The organism is Amycolatopsis sp. NPDC003676 (assembly GCF_053587275.1).
In genome coordinates, this window is record NZ_JBSFNS010000028.1 from 1 (window position 1) to 16495 (window position 16495).

A 16495-nucleotide genomic window follows, 5' to 3' on the forward strand; every position below is an offset into this window, starting at 1 on the left:
CCAGCTCGGCTTCCTGGCGCTCCGGGTCGGTCACGAAGTAACCGGACACGTAGCCCTTGTCCAAGCACCCCCGCGCCGTGTTTTTGGCTTCGTATCGGGGTGCGGGGGGTGTGGGTGCCTTAGTCGGGTGCATCGGCTGCGGTTCGTTAGGGGCGGGGGCTAGCGCCCCAATGTGGCGTTGGGTGCATGTTTCGCTACGAATGCCACATTGGGTGCGTGGGATGCACCGAATGCCACATTGGGACGCGCATCGCGGCGGCGAGCGGGAGGGCTGTGAAGGGCTCCTTGAGGGAATCAGATTCCCTCAAGGAGTCCCTCACAGACTTGAAGAAACGATCATCCTGGCATTAATCGGGCATTTCACCGAACCGAGTGTCCTTTATGGATGGTCGGCAGGCTGAGGCCGCCCGGCTTAAGTCCCTGGCATTGGAATCTAAGTCCGTGAAGGGGCCCCTCACGACCAACGGCTGTCCGTGCGGGGAGCCAAGGGCCAGCGGGCCACTCGGCTGTCCGTGCGGGGGTGAGCGGCCTGCGCGGCGCGCGGCGGGTCGTGAGGGGAACCCTGAGGGAATCAGAGTTCCTCAGGGTTCCCCTCACGTACTTCGGCTCAGTCCGCCAGCGCGGCGGTGGCCTTCAGTCGTTCCTGTGCGCTCTCCACAATCCGAGTCACCAGTTCCGCGCAACTCGGCAGGTCCTCGATCACCCCGACCACCTGCCCGGCCGCCAGCATCCCGGCGCGCGTGTCGCCTTCCACCAGACCGGCCTTGAGCAGCATGGGGGTGTTCGCGGCCAGCATCGTCTGCGTCCACGAACGGTCGCTGCCGCGTTTCATGCGCAGGCCATCGGCGACCAAGCTCGGCCAGGATTGCCCGCTCAACCGCTTGAAATCCTTGGTCCGGCGCAGGGTTCGGGCCATTCGCTGGACGAAGCCTTCCTTCGTGAGGCCCTCGATGAACGGCGTGCGCAGCAGGCGGTGCGGCATGCCGTCGGCCTTGGTGGTGACGACGGTGCCGTCCAGGCCGAAGCCCAGGTACGTGCGCTTGATTTCGTCCGGAACCGCGCTGTCGCTGGTGAGCAGGAAGCGCGTGCCCATGCCGATGCCAGCCGCACCATAGGACAGCGCGGCGGCTAGGCCGCGGCCGTCGAAGAAGCCTCCGGCGGCGACTACTGGGATGTCAACTGCGTCCAGTACGGATGGCAGCAGCAGGGTGGTGGCAGTCGGGCCGGTGTGGCCGCCGCCTTCGCCGCCTTGCATCATTACCAGGTCTGCGCCCCACGAGGCGACCTTTTCGGCGTGGCGGGCGGCGCCGACGGTGGGCATGACGACCAGGCCGTGGTCCTTCAACCGGGCGATCAGGTCTTTTTTCGGGGCCAGGGCGAAAGATGCCACTTTGACGCCGTGCTGTATCAGCAGTTCCGCGCGTTCGGTGGCATCGCCCGCGTCGGCGCGCAGGTTGACGCCGAAGGGTTTGTCCGTGCGCTGTTTGACTTCTTTGATGGCGTGGTCGAGCTCGTCGTAGGTCATCGTCGCGGAGGCGAGGATGCCCAGGGCACCGGCGTTGGCGGTCGCGGACACCAGCCGTGGGCCGGCGACCCAGCCCATGCCGGTTTGCACGATCGGGTGGGTTACGCCGGTCAGCTCGGTGAGCGGGGTGCGGAGAGGCACGGGTCTCCTCGAGTCAGTCGTTCGTCGGGCGGCCGGTGGCGACGAAGGCGTCGCGGTGTTCGTCGGCGGCTCCGATGAGGTTGAGTTCGAAGGTGTAGCCCTGTTCGTAACGGTAGCTGCGGTTGACGTCGATCGGGTCGATGCCGTTCAGTGCGGCTTTCGCGGCCCGGATGACGCGCGGGTCCTTCTCGGCCACCTCGGCGGCCAGGGCGAGTGCGGCGTCGTGCAGGTCGGCGGCTGGCACGGTTTCCAGTACCGAACCGTGCTGTACCAGGTCTTTCGCCGCGATAGTGCGGCTGGTGAAGTACAGCGTGCGCATCAGGTGCTGCGGGACCAGGCGGGCGAGGTGGGTCGCCGCGCCGAGGGCACCGCGGTCTACCTCGGGGACGCCGAAGTACGCGTCGTCGGCGGCGATGATCGTGTCGCAGTTGCCGACCAGCCCGACGCCGCCGCCGAGGCAGAAGCCGTTCACCGCGGCGATCACCGGCACGGCGCATTCGTAGATCGCCTTGAATGCCAGGTAACAGCCGCGGTTCGCGCCGACCAGGGCGTCGAAACCGGTGGTGCGCTGCATTTCCTTGATGTCGACGCCGGCGTTGAAGCCGCGGCCCTCGGCGCGGAGCAGGACGACGTGCACCGCCGGGTCCTCGCCCGCCTCCCGCACGGTTTCGGCGAGGCGGAACCATCCGGCGACCGGCAGGGCGTTCACCGGCGGGTAGTCCATGGTGACCACGAAGGTGCCGTTGTCGTGGAGCTGCGTGGAAATCGTCACGTGCGTTCCTAACCTAGCGATTGCTTGGTAGCCTAACACTTGCTTGGTTTACGGGGAACCGCCTCGCCTGCCGAAGACGAACGGAGATGATGTGAGCGGGATCTTGGAGGGCCGGGTCGCGATCGTGACCGGGGCCGGCCGCGGACTCGGCCGCGAGCACGCACTGGAACTCGCCCGCCAGGGCGCGCGCGTCGTGGTGAACGACCTCGGCACGTCGGGTGCGGGCGAGGGGGCGTCCGACGGTCCGGCCGGTGAGGTGGTCGAGGCGATCCGTGCGCTGGGCGGCGAAGCGGTGGCCAACGGTGCCGACGTCGCGAACTTCGCGGCGACGGAAGCGTTGGTGCGGCAGGCGGTCGATACGTTCGGCGGGCTGGACATCGTCGTCAACAACGCCGGCTTCGTGCGCGACCGGATGATCGTGACCACCAGCGAACAGGAGTGGGACGCGGTCGTCGCGGTCCACCTGAAGGGGCATTTCGCGCTGATGCACCACGCCGCGGGCTACTGGCGCGCGGAGGCGAAAGCCGGGCGTACGCGGGCGGCGCGGATCATCAACACCACCTCCGGTGCGGGGCTGCAGGGCAGCATCGGCCAGGGCAGCTACAGCGCCGCCAAGGCCGGGATCGCCGCGTTGACCCTGGTCGGAGCCGCGGAACTCGGCCGGTACGGCATCACCGTGAACGCGCTGGCCCCGGCCGCGCGCACCCGGATGACCGAGGGTCCGTTCGCCGCCCAGATGGCCGCGCCGGACGACGGGTTCGACGCGATGCACCCGGGCAACGTGTCGCCGATCGTCGCTTGGCTCGCCAGCGAGGACGCCGCGGACGTCACCGGCCGCGTGATCGAGGTCGAAGGCGGCCGGATCTGCCTGGAGAACGGCTGGAGCCACGGCCCGTCCCGCGAACTGGATCGGCGCTGGACCGCCGCTGAAGCTGGTCCGGCCGTGCGCGAACTGCTGAAGGAAGCGCCCGCGCCCGAACCGGTTTACGGGGCACAGTGAGCAGCCCCGCGGACTGGAAAGGCCGGGTCCTCGGCGAGCGCGCCGTCGCCTACACCGACCGCGACCCGATCCTCTACGCGCTCGCCATCGGCGCCCGGCCGGACGAACTCGACTTGGTCTTCGAGGACCGGCTTCGGGTGCTGCCGCCTTTCGCGCTGACACTAGCCCAATGGGCTCCGGACGTCCTCGGCTCGGCCGGAGCGTTCGAGGTCGGCAACGCGGTGCATGGTTCGCAACGGCTGGAAGTCTTGAAGCCGCTGCCGCACGCGGGGGAGATTTCCATGCAGGCCCGCGTTCCGGAGGTATGGGACAAAGGCAGTGCGGCGGTTTATGACGTTGCCGTCGAATCGGACTACTTCGTCGCGACCTGGTCGTTGTTCTGTCCCGGCATCGGCGGTTTCGGCGGCGAACGCGGCCCCGGCCGTCCGCCTGCTTTGGACAGTCCGGATTGGACTGCGCCACTGTCCACTACGGACAATCAGGCCTTGCTCTACCGGCTGCTGGGGGACCGGCACCACATCCACGTCGACCCCGCGGCAGCAGCGGGAATCGGCCAGCCGCGCCCGATCCTGCACGGTTTGGCGACCCTCGGCGCGGGCGCTTTGGTCGCGGCCCGCCAGGTCGGCGCACACCCAGCGGACCTGACGTCCCTGGAAGGCCGCTTCGCCGCACCGGTGTTCCCTGGCGAGCAACTGCAGGTAGAAGGCTGGTCCGACGGCGGCCTGCGGATCACATCGGAACGCGGCCCGGTCGTCGACGGCGGACGCGTCCACTTCGGATAGAGGAATTGCGCATGAAGGTCTTGGTCATCGGCGGCACCGGCATGATCGGCTCGAACACCGCCGCACATTTGAGCGGTGCCGGTCATTCCGTGACGGTCGCCGGACGACACGAACCCGACGCCGATTCCCTGGTCGCGGGCCTGCCGGTGCTGCTGGGCGACTACGCCCACGACGGTTTCGACGAGGCCGCACTGGCCCCGTTCGATGCTGTCGTTTTCGCCGCCGGACAAGACATCCGGCATGTATCCGGCTGGGGCGACGAGGAATTCTGGCGGACGTACCAAATCGACGGCGTGACCGCGATCGCCGCACGCGCGAAACGGGCGGGCGTCGGCCGATTCGTCCAGATCGGCAGCTATTACCACCAGATCCGGCCGGATCTCGCGGAAACGAACCCGTACGTCGACGCCCGCCGCCTGGCCGACGAAGGAGCGCGCGCCCTCGCCGGGGACGGCTTCGCGGTGTGCACGCTGAACCCGCCGTCGATCGTCGGAATGGCCCCCGGCCGGTCGACGCGGCAGTTCGCGAAAATGCTGGCCTGGGCTGATGGGGAGTTAGTCGGGAAGGTGCCGGACTTCGCGCCGGTCGGCGGCACGAACTACCTGTCCGTGCGGAGCCTGGCCGAGGCCGTCGAGGGTGCGCTGCTGCGCGGCGAATCCGGCGCGGCGTACCTGGTCGGGGACGAAAACCTCAGCTTCCGGGACTACTTCCAGCTGGTTTTCGACGTCTCCGGCTCCGGCCGGACGCTGGAAGAACGCGACGAGGAGCACCCGTTTTTGCCGGCCCGGGTGCTGGTTCCCGGTCGCGGCGCGACGATCTCGTACGAACCGGACGCCCGTGAGACGGAGCTGCTGGGGTATCGCCGTCGGGATGTGCGGCCGATGCTGGAGGAGATGGCTGCGGCGGTGCGGTGAGTCGTGAGTGGCGATCACGGTTCTAACCGGGATCGCCACTCACGAGGTTGTCTCGGTGTCGTCGAGTCGCACGATGTCGCTGGCCGCAAACGTTTTCTGCGGGTCGCGCCCAGCGAAGTAAGGCGTGACAGTTCGCTCCAGCTCAGCCGGGTCGAACGCGCCCTGCTCGGAGACGAACCGATGCTCGACCGTCGGCGGGGCGAGCAGCGCGACCATGTCTCCGTACACCACGAACACCTGTCCGTTCACCGCGTCCGCCGCCGGGGAGCCGAGGTACGCGACGAATGCCGCGACCCGTTCCGGCGCGAGGATGTCTAATCCGCCCGCGCTGCGTCCCGCGGCGAAGATTCCGTCGGTCATCGCCGTCCGGGCGCGCGGGCAGATCGCGTTCGCGCGGACGCCGTAGCGGCTCAAGCCTCGCGCGCAGGACAACGTCAGCGCGGCGATCCCCGCCTTCGCCGCCGCGTAGTTCGGCTGTCCCGCGCCGCCGAGGAGGAATGCTTCCGACGACGTGTTGATCAGGCGTCCATAGGTGGGCTCACCAGTGCTTTTGCTGAGCTGCCGCCAGTGCCGCGCCGCCGCGCGGGACAGTGCCGCGTGGCCCTTGAGGTGGACGCGGATGACGTCGTCCCAGGCCTTCTCGTCGAGGTTGAAGAGCATCGCGTCGCGGGTGATGCCGGCGTTGTTGACGACGATGTCGAGTGACCCGAAGTGATCAGTCGCGGCGGTGACGAGGTCTTCGGCGTACTGCCAGTCGCCGATGTCGCCCGGAACGGCCAGCGCCCGGCCGCCGCTCGCTTCGATTTCGGCGACGACCTTGTCCCCGGCGTCGCTCACATCGTTGACGACGACGTTCGCCCCCTCCGCGGCGAGCGCGAGCGCTTCGGCCCGGCCGAGTCCGGCGCCGGCCCCGGTGACGATGGCGGTGCGGCCGGACAGGGCGGTGCTGGGGTGGGACACGGGGCCTCCAATGCCGGGAAGGGATGCCGTCATGGTGCCGATCGCGGGCCGGTGACGTGCGGCTGCTCCCGGTGAGTGGCATCGGCGGCTCGCGGCGGGGGAGAAGTGCCGCAGGCTGACCGGGCGACTCTTCGACGTCGCACGCGGGCTGGCCACTCCCGCTCACCAGTACGCGCGCTTGTCCCGCCCACCGGGCCGAAGCTAACCTCCAACCAAACGCTTGCTCGATTACCTCGACGACCAAGGGGCCGGTCCGGCCTTCCCCGCGAGAAGGAGATCCGGGCTTGAAAGACACGACGCCAGTCCTCGTTGACGCGGTCCGCACGCCGTTCGGCAAACGCGACGGCTGGGTTTCCGCCCTGCACGCCGTCCAGTTGCTCAGCCGCGTCCAGCAGGGCGTCCTCGGCCGCACCGGTCTCGACCCGCACGCGGTCGACCAGGTGATCGGCGGCTGCGTCACGCCGCTGGGCGAGCAGTACGGCCACGTCGTCCGCACCGCCTGGCTCTACGGCGGCCTCCCGACCGCGACCGGTGCCACCACCATCGACGCCCAGTGCAGTACGTCGATGCAGGCGTCCTTCCTGCTCGCCGGGCAGATCGCGAACGGGACCGTCGACGCGGGAGTCGCGTGCGGCGTCGAGCTGATGTCGCGCGTGCCGCTCACCCCGAAGCAGGGGACCGGCGCTGGTACGCCGAGGCCCGCCGACTGGCATCTCAACACCCCCGACCAGTACACCGCGGCGGATCGCATCGCCCGGAAGCGCGGACTGACTCGGACGGACCTCGACGCGTTCGGACTCCGGTCCCAGCACAACGCGCGAAAGGCTTGGGACGCCGGGCTTTTCGACCGCCAAGTCCTCCCGCTGGAACTGCCGGACGGTCAACCGATCACCCGCGACCAGGGGCTCCGCGAAACCTCGACGGAAGCGCTCGCCGGACTCCGCACCACCGTCCCGGACGGCCTGCACACCGCGGGCACCTCGTCCCAGGTCTCCGACGGTGCGAGCGCCGCGCTGTTCCTGTCCCGAAGCCGCGCCGACGAACTCGGTCTCCGCCCACGAGCGCGGCTACTCGCACAGTGCGTCATCGGCGGCGACCTCGAGTACCTCCTCGACGGGCCGGTCGCCGCGGCGCGAAAACTTCTCGATCGCACCGGCCTGACGATCGGCGACATCGATCTTTTCGAGGTCAACGAGGCCTTCGCCGCCGTCCCGCTGTCTTTTGCGCAAGCGCACGGCGTCCCGGAGGACAAGCTCAACGTCCTCGGCGGCGCGATCGCGCTCGGCCACCCGGCGGGCGCGACCGGAATCCGCCTCCTCGCGACGGCTGTCGAGGAACTCGAACGCCGCGACGCCAGCCTCGCGATGATCGCGATCTGCGCCGCGGCCGCCACCAGCTGCGTGCTCGTCGAACGGATCTGAACCATGCCGATTGCCCTGTCCGAGGAACACCGCGACCTGGCCGCCTCCGCCGCCGGGTGGGCCGCCCGGCACGCGCCGATCGCCGAGACCCGCGCCGAACCCGGGCGGCCGGGCCTCTGGAAGGTAGTGACCGAACAAGGCTGGCACTCCCCGCACCTGCCGGAATCCGTGGGCGGCCAAGGCGCTGGCCTGCTCGAACTCGCCGTGGTGGCTGAACAATTCGGCCGTCACCTGGTGCCTGGTCCGTTCCTGCCGACCGTCACCGCCAGTGCTGTCCTCGCCGCGGCCGAGCCGACGGAAGAGCTTGCCGCGTTCGCCGGAGGCGCGACCGGCGCTGTTGTGCTCGACGGCCTCAGCGCTGCGAGCACCGCCGACGGCTGGCGGATCAACGGCACCAGCAGCCCGGCGCTCGGGCTCGCGGACGCGGAGATCGCCGTGGTCCGCGCTGAACGGATCTGGTTCGTGTTCCGGCCGGAGCCCGGCCAGCTGATCCCCGTCGAAGCCGTTGATCTGACCAGATCCGCAGCCCGGCTCAAGCTGGAGAACTTCCTGGTATCTCACGACAACCTCATTGAGATCCAGCCGGAACGCGCCGAGCTGGCCCTCGCGGTCCCAGCGGCGGCGGAGGCAGCAGGACTGTGCAGCTGGGCCCTGGACTGCGCCGTCGACCACGTCCGTACCCGCGTCCAGTTCGGCCGTCCGATCGGCTCGTTCCAAGCGGTCCAACATCAAGCCGCAGGCATCCTTCTGCAACGGGAGATCGCGACGGCCGCCGCCTGGGACGCGGCTCGCGCCGAGCAGCATTCCCTCGCGCAGCAAGCACTTTCGGCCGCGCAGGCCAGACACGCCGCGCTCCCTGCCGCAGTGGATGCGTCTGTCAGCTGCGTCCGTCTCCTCGGCGCGATCGGCTTCACCTGGGAACACGACGCGCACCTGTACTGGCGACGTGCCGTCGCGCTGTCCGGCTCCCTCGGCCGCTCAGCCGCCCGCACCCTCGGCGAGCGCGCCCAGACCACGACTCGCGACCTGACCCTCGCCACCCCACAAGACTGCCCCGAACTGCGCAGCCAGGTCGCGTCCGTCCTCGACCAAGCCGAGCCGTCCGTCCGGTTGCTCGCCGACGCAGGTCTCGCCGCACCGCACTACCCGAAGCCGTACGGACTGGACGCCGGACCGCTCGAACAAGCCGTCATCGCCGAGGAGTTCGACCGTCGCGGAATTCCCCAGCCCACCACGGTGATCGGCGAATGGGTGTTGCCGACCCTGCTCGTGCACGGCACTCCGGAACAGCGCGACCGGTTCGTCCTGCCGACTCTGCGCGGTGAGATCCGCTGGTGCCAGCTGTTCAGCGAACCGGGCGCGGGTTCCGACCTCGCCTCGCTCAGCACCCGCGCGACCAAAGTGGACGGTGGCTGGCGGATCTCCGGCCAGAAGGTCTGGACGTCGCTGGCCCACGAAGCGCACTGGGGCGTCTGCCTCGCCCGGACCGACCCGGACGCACCACGGCACCGGGGCATCTCGTACTTCCTCGTCGACCTGGCTGCGGAAGGCGTCACTATTCGGCCGATCAGGCAGGCCACCGGACGCGCGGAGTTCAACGAGGTCTTTCTGGACGACGTCTTCGTCCCGGACCGCGATCTCGTCGGCGAACCGAACAGCGGCTGGCGGCTCGCCACCACCACGCTCGCCAACGAACGGCACAACATGGGCGCGACGCTCGCGCACGGTTCGTCGGACCGGATCCGCCAGTTGCTCCGCGACAATCCGGATGATTCCGACGCATTGGCAGCGTTCGGCCGCTGCGTGTCGCGGGAACTGACGCTCGCCACGCTCGGCCTCCGCAGCGTGCTGGCGCGACTCGCGGGGATGGATCTCGGGGCCGAGGTCAGCGTGCAGAAGGTGTTCAGCGCGCTCGCCCAGCAGGAGGGTTCGCGCGAGGTGATCGCCCTGCTCGGCCCCGCTTCGTCGAGCGCGGAGGACGGGCACGTCATCGACCATCTCGGCTTGCCCGCTGTGTTGTTCGGCGGCGGCACGGTCGAAATCCAGCTCAATGTCATTGCTCAACGCGTCCTCGGCTTGCCCCGCTGACCCGACTAATAGGAGAAAACGCATGCATCCGGAGCTGTCGGAGCGCTCGCGAAGGCTCCGCGCGCAGTTGCGCGAGTACTTCGCCCGCATCATCGACGAGGACGACCGCCGCGCGCTGGTCGAGCAGACCGAGGGCGGCCCGGTGTTCGACCGGATCCTGCGCCGGATGGGCGCGGACGGCTGGCTCGGCCTCGGCTGGCCGGAGGAATACGGCGGCCGCGGCGAGGACCCGGAAGCGCTTTTCGTGTTCTACGACGAGGTCTTGCGCGCCGGGGCTCCGCTGTCGCTGGTCACGTTGAACACCGTCGCGCCGGCATTGATGCATCACGGCACCGAAGAACAGAAGAAGTTCTTCCTCCCGCCGATCCTGCGCGGCGAGCTGATGTTCGCCATCGGCTACACCGAACCCGGCGCGGGCACCGACCTGGCGTCGCTGCAGACGCGGGCGAAGATCGACGGCGACGAGCTCGTCATCAACGGCAGCAAGATCTTCACCAGCGCCGGCATCTTCGCCGACTGGATCTGGCTGGCAGTCCGGACCGATCCGGAAGCGCCCCCGCATCGCGGCATCTCCGTCGTGCTCGTACCGACCGACACCCCGGGCTTCTCCGCCACCGAAATCCATACGGTGGGCGGGATCAGTACCTCGGCGACGTACTATGAAGACGTCCGGATTCCACTGTCCAATGTGGTCGGCGAACTCAACAACGGCTGGCGGCTCATCACCAGCCAGCTCAACCACGAGCGCGTCGCCCTCGCCGCGCGCGGCGGCATCGCGAACCAGATGTACGACGCGGTACTCAAGTGGGCACAGGAGGAACCGTTCGGTCCGGGAACGGTGTACGACCTGCCGTGGGTCCGGCACACGCTGGCCGAGGTGTACGCGCTGCTCAGCGCCACTGACCTGATCAACCTGCGGCTGGTCGCGGACGTCGCCGCGGGCACCCTCGGCGGCGGGGATTCCGCTGCCGCCAAGGTGTTCGGCACCGAAGCGGTGGTGACCGTGTACAGCAGGCTCCAGGAAGTGCTCGGCGCTCGCGGCCTGCTGCGGCCCGACTCGCCCGGCGCGGCGGTCAACGGACGCGTCGAGACGCTCGCCCGGCGTGCGCAGAACAACACGTTCGGCGGCGGTACCAACGAGGTGCTGCGCGAGATCGTCGCCGCGAAAACCCTCGGCATGACGCTGTCCGCACGCCGTCGTCCGGAAAAGGCCAGGAGCTGACATGGATTTCGACCTCAACGACGATCTGGGCGCGGTCCGCGAGCTGGCCGCCAAGATCTTCGCCGACCGCGCGAGCATCGACCGGGTGGTGGCCGTCGAGAAGCAGGGCGGCTTCGACGCCGACCTCTGGCGAGTGCTCGCCGAAGCGGACCTCCTCGGGATCTGTCTCTCCGAAAGGGACGGTGGGGCCGGGCTGGGGATGTCCGGCTTGGCGGTGCTGCTCGAAGAAGCGGGCAGGCACGTCGCGCCGGTTCCTTTGTGGAACGTGATCGCGGGCGGTGTGCTGCCGGTTGCCCAGTTCGGCTCCGAGGATCAGCGGAACCGGATCCTGCCGCGCGTGCTGGACGGTTCGACGCTGCTGGTCGGTGCGTTCGACGACACAGTTTCGGTCACCGCGACCCGGCGCGGCGACGAACTCGAACTCACCGGCGAAGTCGCGTCGGTTCCCGCCGGTGCGCAGGCCGACCTGGTCTTGGTGCCGGTCAAGGAAGAGGATCAAGTCCACTTAGTACTCGTCTCGACGGTAAACCTCAGTGTTACTCCGGTCGAAGTCACCAGCCGGGAAAGCCACGCGTCAATCGTCTTCAGCAAAGCAAGGGTCACTGCACAGGACATCCTGGTCTCCGGCGAAGACGCTCTGCAGTGGACGCTTCGCCGACTCCGGGTCGCGCTGGCGGCGGTCAGCGTCGGCGTGTGTGCCCAGGCGTTGGCGACCACCGCGAAGTACACCTCGGAGCGAGTCCAATTCGGACGTCCACTGTCGACAAATCAAGCTGTCGCCGTGCGGGCAGCTGATGCCTATCTCGACACCGAGGCGATCCGCGTCTGCACTCAACGCGCTGCCTGGCTGCTGGACGAAGGCCGCGAGGACGAAGCGGAAATCGCCGCGCTGGTCGCTAAGTGGTGGGCGTCGCGCGGGGGACTGCGGGTAGTGCACGCGACCCAGCACCTGCACGGCGGCATCGGCGCGGACGTCGACTATCCGATCCACCGCTACTTCCTCTGGGGCCGCCAGGTCGCCTTCACCCTCGGCACCGCCGACGCGCTCGCCGCCGAACTCGGGGACCGGCTCCCGTCCGCACCCCCGATCGGCGCCCCGGCCTAGGAGACTCACGTGCCCATCGATCTCGACAAGGCGCTCAACGCCCCGCCGCGCACCCAGCAGCTCACCTGGACCACCAGGGACGTGCTGCTGTACCACCTTTCCCTTGGCTCCGGCACCACGCTCCGGTACGGCTACGAACGCGACCTGGAAGTCCTCCCGACCTTCGCTCTCGTTGCCGGACAAGGCATTTCTTCCGGAGACAGTCCTGCGGAAGGCTTGGCGCTGCCCGGCGTGGACGTCGATCTCAAGAGGCTGCTGCACGCCGGACAGGTCGTCACGCTCCACCGCGACCGGTTGCCGACGTCCGGCTCGGCGGAACGAACCACGCGGATCGCGGAAATCCAGGACAAGGGCCGGGCCGCGGTCATCGTGCTGGCCCACGAGGTCGCGGACGCCGATGGTCCACTGTGGACCTCGAAAATGTCCATCTGGGCTCGCGGCGAGGGCGGTTTCGGCGGCGACCAAGGCACCGCTCCTGGGCCGAAGAAGCCGGAAGGCGATCCGGCACACGTGCTGGACGTCGCCACTACCGCCGACCAGGCCCTGCTCTACCGGTTGAACGGCGACCTCAACCCGCTCCACGCAGACCCGGAGTTCGCCGCGGCAGCGGGCTTCAAAGCGCCGATCCTGCACGGACTAGCGTCCTACGGCCTGGTCGCCAAAGCCGTCGTCGACCACTTCCTCGACGGCCATCCGTCGAGGCTCCGTGAACTCGGAGCACGCTTCGCAGGGCCGGTAATCCCCGGCGAGACGCTGAGGATTTCGGTGTGGCAACAAGAAAATGAGCTGGCCTTACGCGTGACCTGCCCCGAACGCGACGACGCGGCAGTCCTCACCGACGCCTGGGCCCGCACGACTTCAGGAGGTGCGTGATGGGCACTCCGGTCATCGTGGACGCGATCCGGACCCCGTTCGGAAAGCGCCGCGGCGCACTGTCCGGGATCCACGCGGTCGAACTCCTCGGCCACGTGCAGCGCGGAATCCTCGAACGCACTGGCATCGACCCCGCGCTGGTCACCGATGTCGTCGCCGGATGCGTCACGCAGGCCGGGGAGCAGTCGAACAACGTCGGCCGCTTCGCCTGGCTGCACGCCGGGCTCCCGGACGAGACCGCGACCACCACCATCGACGCGCAATGCGGCTCCGCGCAACAGGCCGTGCACCTCATCGCCGCGCAGATCGCGGCCGGGCTGGTGGACGTCGGCATGGCGTGCGGGGTCGAGTCGATGAGCCGGGTGCCGCTGCTGAGCAACCTCGGCGACGCGGGCCGTCCGCGGCCGGAGTCCTGGAAGGTCGACCTCCCTGCCCAGTACGAGGCCGCTGACCGGATCGCTGCCCGGCGCGGGCTCACCCGCGCGGACCTGGACGCGTTCGGCCTCCGCTCCCAGCAACGTGCCCGCCGCGCCTGGGACGAGGGCCGATTCGGCCGGTCGATCCTGCCGGTCCCGCTCGACGACGGCGTGTTCGACCGCGACCAAGGCCTGCGCGACACCAGTACCGAAGCACTAGCCGGGCTGGCCCCGATCAAGGAAGAAGGCCTGCACACCGCAGGCACGGCGTCTCAGATCTCAGACGGCGCTTCTGCCGCATTGCTGGTCGACGCCGACCAGACCTTCGGACTGCGCCCGCGCGCGCGGCTGGTCGCGCAGACGATCGTCGGCGCCGAGCCGAAGTACCTGCTGGACGGACCGATCCGTGCCGCCGAACGCGTCCTGGGCCGGGCCGGAATGACCGTGGCGGACATCGATCTGTTCGAGGTCAACGAGGCATTCGCGTCGGTGCCGCTGTCGTTCGCCCGGACGCTCGGCGTCGACGAGGACCGGCTGAACGTCAACGGCGGCGCCATCGCGATCGGTCATCCGGTCGGCGCGACCGGGATCCGGCTGCTGGCGGAGATCGTGGACGAGCTGGAACGCCGGGACCAAACGCTTGGCCTGGTGGCGATCTGCGCTGGCGGAGCACAGGCGACGGCAGCGATTGTGGAGCGGCTCTGAGATGTATCCGCTGAGCGGTTTCGACGGCAAGGTCGCGGCGGTGACCGGGGCGGGCCGGATGCGGTCGATCGGCCGGTCCATCGCGGTCGAGCTGGCACGGGCCGGGTGCGCGGTCGTGGTGACTGGCAGCGGCCGCGCGCCCGACCGATTCCCGCCCGAAGAGCAGGCGGCGGGCTGGCAGGACATCCAGTCCGTGGCCGACGAGATCCGTCAGCTCGGCGGCCAGGCGTTGCCGGTGGTGAGCGACGTAGCCGACCCAACGCAGGTTGACCGTCTGCTAGCCACCGTCCTCGACGCGTTCGGCCGCGTGGACATCGTCGTCAACAACGCCGCGGCCGCGCGCGGACCGGATCGCGTTCCGGTGCTGGACCTCGACGTCGAGACCTGGGACCGGGTCATCGAGGTCAACCTGCGCGGGCCGTTCCTGATGACCCGCGCGTTCGGCCGGCACCTGGTCGAGCAAGGCGACGGCGGGGTGTTCGTGAACATCTCGTCGATCGGCGGGAAGCTGTCCGGGGCCGGATCGGCGGCCTATTCCGCGTCGAAGGCCGCGTTGCAGTCGCTGACTGCTTCGACCGCCAAAGAGCTGGGCCAGCACGGGATCCGGGTGAACGCGCTGTGCCCCGGCGTCGTCGGCACGAGCAGACTGGATGACGTGGACCCGGATTCGTGGGCCGAGTACGTTCGCGCGCAGGTGCCGTTGCGCCGGGCAGGCGAGCCGGCCGACATCGCGGCGGCCGCGGTGTTCCTGGCCAGTGCCGAGGCGGGCTGGGTGACCGGGCAGTGCTGGAACGTCGACGGCGGGCAGTTGACGATCCGATGATCACTACGGGAGGCGACCGATGACTGATCGGGACGACATCGTCGCGCGGCTGACCGCGCCGGGCGCGGAGTTCGAGATCCGGCCGGAACCGGTGGCGGGCCGTCCGGCGCGGGTGTTCGCGCGGCGGCATCGGAGCCTGACCGAATTGCTGGAGGCTTCGCGCGAGTTCGGCGACCGCGAGTATCTGGTCACGGTGGACAGTCGGCTCACCTTTTCCCAGCACTATGAACAGGTTTCCGCGCTGGCCGCGGTGCTGCGGACCGAATTCGGCGTTGGCCGCGGGGACCGGGTCGCGTTGTGCGCGGCGAACTGTCCGGAGTGGATAGTCGGATTCTGGGCGGCGGTGTCGCTCGGTGCGATCGCGGTCGGGATGAACTCGATGTGGGCCGCGCCGGAGGTCGCGCACGGCCTCGACCTGACCACGCCGAAGGTCGTGCTGACCGACGCGGCCCGGAAACCGCTGGTCGCGGACGGATATCCGGTGCTGGAACTCGGCAGCCCGCAGTACCGGGAACTCCTCGGCCGCCACGAAGGCGCCGCGCTGAAACCGGAGCCGGTCGAAGAGGACGACCCGGCCGTCATCCTCTTCACCAGCGGCACTTCCGGGCATCCGAAGGGCGCGACGCATTCGCACCGCAACGTCCTCGCCGCGGTCTGGTTCCACCTGTTCAACGACGCGCTCGCGGCGGAATTCGGCCGTCCGGCGCGGGACCGCCGGTTTCTGCTGGCCACGCCGCTGTTCCACATCGCCGCCCTGCACAACCTCGCCGTCGTACGGCTCGCCGTGGGCGACACTGCCGTGCTGTACCAAGGGAAATTCGACATTCACCGGGTGCTGGACCTCGTGCAGACCGAACGGATCACCAACTGGGGTGCCGTCCCGACGATGCTCTCGCGCCTGGTCGAAGCCGATCTGTCCGGCTACGACCTAAGCACGCTCAAGACAGTCTCGGTCAGCAGCGCGCCGTCGACCGCCGAGCTGAAAGACCAGCTACGGGACGCGCTGCCCGGCGCGGCCTCTTCGCTGAGCACCAACTACGGCCTCACCGAATCGTCCACCGCGGCCACCCTCGCGACTCCCGCCGAACTTCTCGCCGACCCGGACACGGCGGGCCGTCCCGTGCCGAACATGGAAGTGCAGATCCGCGACACCGAAGGCCGCCCGGTCCCGGACGGCACTGACGGTGAGATCCACCTTCGCGGCCCGCAGGTGATGCTCGGCTATTTCAACGACCCGGCAGCGACGGCAGCAGCGTTCACCGAGGACGGCTGGTTCCGCACCGGTGATCTCGGCCAGCTGCGCAACGGTGCGCTGACTGTGCTGAGCAGACGCAGCGACCTGATCCTGCGCGGGGCGGAGAACATCTACCCGGCGGAGGTGGAAGAACAGCTCGCCGGGCATCCCGGTGTCGCCGAGTGCATTGTCGCGGGTCTGCCGGATCCGGATTACGGTCAGATCGTCGCGGCGAAGGTCGTGCTTCGCGCTGAGTCCGAAGTGGACGCTGACGGCCTGCGCGGCTATCTCGCTGACCGGTTGGCCCGGTACAAGGTCCCGACGGCCTGGTTCTTGACCCGGGATCCGTTGCCGCGCAACGCGACCGGGAAGGTGGTCCGGCGGCTGGTGCGGTGGGAGTAGGGCCTCGTGAGTGGCTATGCCGGTTAGAACCGGCATCGCCACTCACGACCCGTCCGCCCACCGGGACTCTCGCTTGCCCGCCCTCCCGCGCGCTCCTAACGTCCTGCCAAAC

Annotated in this window: 14 protein-coding genes; 11 read left to right on the top strand and 3 right to left on the bottom strand. The window is 69.1% G+C overall.

Annotated features, from left to right (window positions below; translation table 11 throughout):
* Positions 1-607: 607 nt before the first annotated feature.
* Together ACWDNU_RS18645 and ACWDNU_RS18650 are read right to left on the bottom strand one after the other, a co-directional pair.
* Positions 608-1666 carry an NAD(P)H-dependent flavin oxidoreductase gene (locus ACWDNU_RS18645; RefSeq protein ID WP_449669767.1) on the bottom strand — a complete coding sequence of 353 codons (1059 nt, stop codon included), beginning with the start codon at positions 1664-1666 and terminating at the stop codon, positions 608-610.
* Positions 1667-1679: 13 nt separating this feature from the next.
* Positions 1680-2438: an enoyl-CoA hydratase family protein gene (locus tag ACWDNU_RS18650; RefSeq protein ID WP_449669768.1), complete on the bottom strand. Its 759-nt coding sequence runs from the start codon at positions 2436-2438 to the stop codon at positions 1680-1682.
* A 91-nt stretch (positions 2439-2529) separates the two neighbouring features.
* Between ACWDNU_RS18650 and ACWDNU_RS18655 the strand changes: the two genes are divergently transcribed.
* Genes ACWDNU_RS18655 through ACWDNU_RS18665 form a run of 3 tightly spaced genes read left to right on the top strand, consistent with a single transcriptional unit; the run spans position 2530 to position 5134 of the window.
* Positions 2530-3438: an SDR family oxidoreductase gene (locus ACWDNU_RS18655; protein WP_370936067.1), complete on the top strand. Its 909-nt coding sequence runs from the start codon at positions 2530-2532 to the stop codon at positions 3436-3438.
* Positions 3435-4220 (top strand): MaoC/PaaZ C-terminal domain-containing protein, encoded by a 786-nt coding sequence (locus tag ACWDNU_RS18660; RefSeq protein ID WP_449669769.1) that lies wholly within the window; start codon positions 3435-3437, stop codon positions 4218-4220. The genes ACWDNU_RS18655 and ACWDNU_RS18660 overlap by 4 nt, the downstream gene beginning before the upstream one ends.
* 11 nt (positions 4221-4231) lie before the next feature.
* The gene (locus ACWDNU_RS18665) at positions 4232-5134 is read left to right on the top strand and encodes an NAD-dependent epimerase/dehydratase family protein (protein ID WP_449669770.1); all 903 of its coding nucleotides are present in this window, start codon (positions 4232-4234) and stop codon (positions 5132-5134) included.
* A 39-nt stretch (positions 5135-5173) separates the two neighbouring features.
* On the opposite strand, the gene ACWDNU_RS18670 is transcribed toward ACWDNU_RS18665, so the two are convergent.
* On the bottom strand, positions 5174-6094 hold the full coding sequence (locus tag ACWDNU_RS18670; protein WP_449669771.1) for a 3-oxoacyl-ACP reductase: 921 nt from the start codon (positions 6092-6094) through the stop codon (positions 5174-5176).
* Between the two features lie 284 nt (positions 6095-6378).
* Here ACWDNU_RS18670 and ACWDNU_RS18675 point away from each other — a divergent pair, with 284 nt between their 5' ends.
* Genes ACWDNU_RS18675 through ACWDNU_RS18710 form a run of 8 tightly spaced genes read left to right on the top strand, consistent with a single transcriptional unit; the run spans position 6379 to position 16383 of the window.
* Positions 6379-7515 (top strand): steroid 3-ketoacyl-CoA thiolase, encoded by a 1137-nt coding sequence (locus tag ACWDNU_RS18675; RefSeq protein ID WP_449669772.1) that lies wholly within the window; start codon positions 6379-6381, stop codon positions 7513-7515.
* Positions 7516-7518: 3 nt separating this feature from the next.
* Positions 7519-9603 (top strand): acyl-CoA dehydrogenase family protein, encoded by a 2085-nt coding sequence (locus ACWDNU_RS18680; RefSeq protein WP_449669773.1) that lies wholly within the window; start codon positions 7519-7521, stop codon positions 9601-9603.
* A gap of 22 nt (positions 9604-9625) precedes the next feature.
* Positions 9626-10825, top strand: a complete 1200-nt coding sequence (locus tag ACWDNU_RS18685) for an acyl-CoA dehydrogenase family protein (protein WP_449669774.1) — start codon at positions 9626-9628, stop codon at positions 10823-10825.
* 1 nt (position 10826) lies between these two features.
* Entirely contained in the window at positions 10827-11930 is a 1104-nt protein-coding gene (locus ACWDNU_RS18690) for an acyl-CoA dehydrogenase family protein (RefSeq protein WP_449669775.1), read from the top strand.
* Between the two features lie 9 nt (positions 11931-11939).
* Positions 11940-12803 (top strand): MaoC/PaaZ C-terminal domain-containing protein, encoded by an 864-nt coding sequence (locus tag ACWDNU_RS18695; RefSeq protein ID WP_449669776.1) that lies wholly within the window; start codon positions 11940-11942, stop codon positions 12801-12803.
* Positions 12803-13924 (top strand): steroid 3-ketoacyl-CoA thiolase, encoded by a 1122-nt coding sequence (locus tag ACWDNU_RS18700; protein ID WP_449669777.1) that lies wholly within the window; start codon positions 12803-12805, stop codon positions 13922-13924. Before ACWDNU_RS18695 ends, ACWDNU_RS18700 begins: the two co-directional genes overlap by 1 nt.
* Before the next feature lies 1 nt (position 13925).
* On the top strand, positions 13926-14747 hold the full coding sequence (locus ACWDNU_RS18705; protein ID WP_449669778.1) for an SDR family NAD(P)-dependent oxidoreductase: 822 nt from the start codon (positions 13926-13928) through the stop codon (positions 14745-14747).
* Positions 14748-14766: 19 nt separating this feature from the next.
* Complete coding sequence (locus ACWDNU_RS18710) at positions 14767-16383, top strand: class I adenylate-forming enzyme family protein (RefSeq protein WP_449669779.1); 1617 nt, start codon at positions 14767-14769, stop codon at positions 16381-16383.
* Positions 16384-16495: the final 112 nt, after the last annotated feature.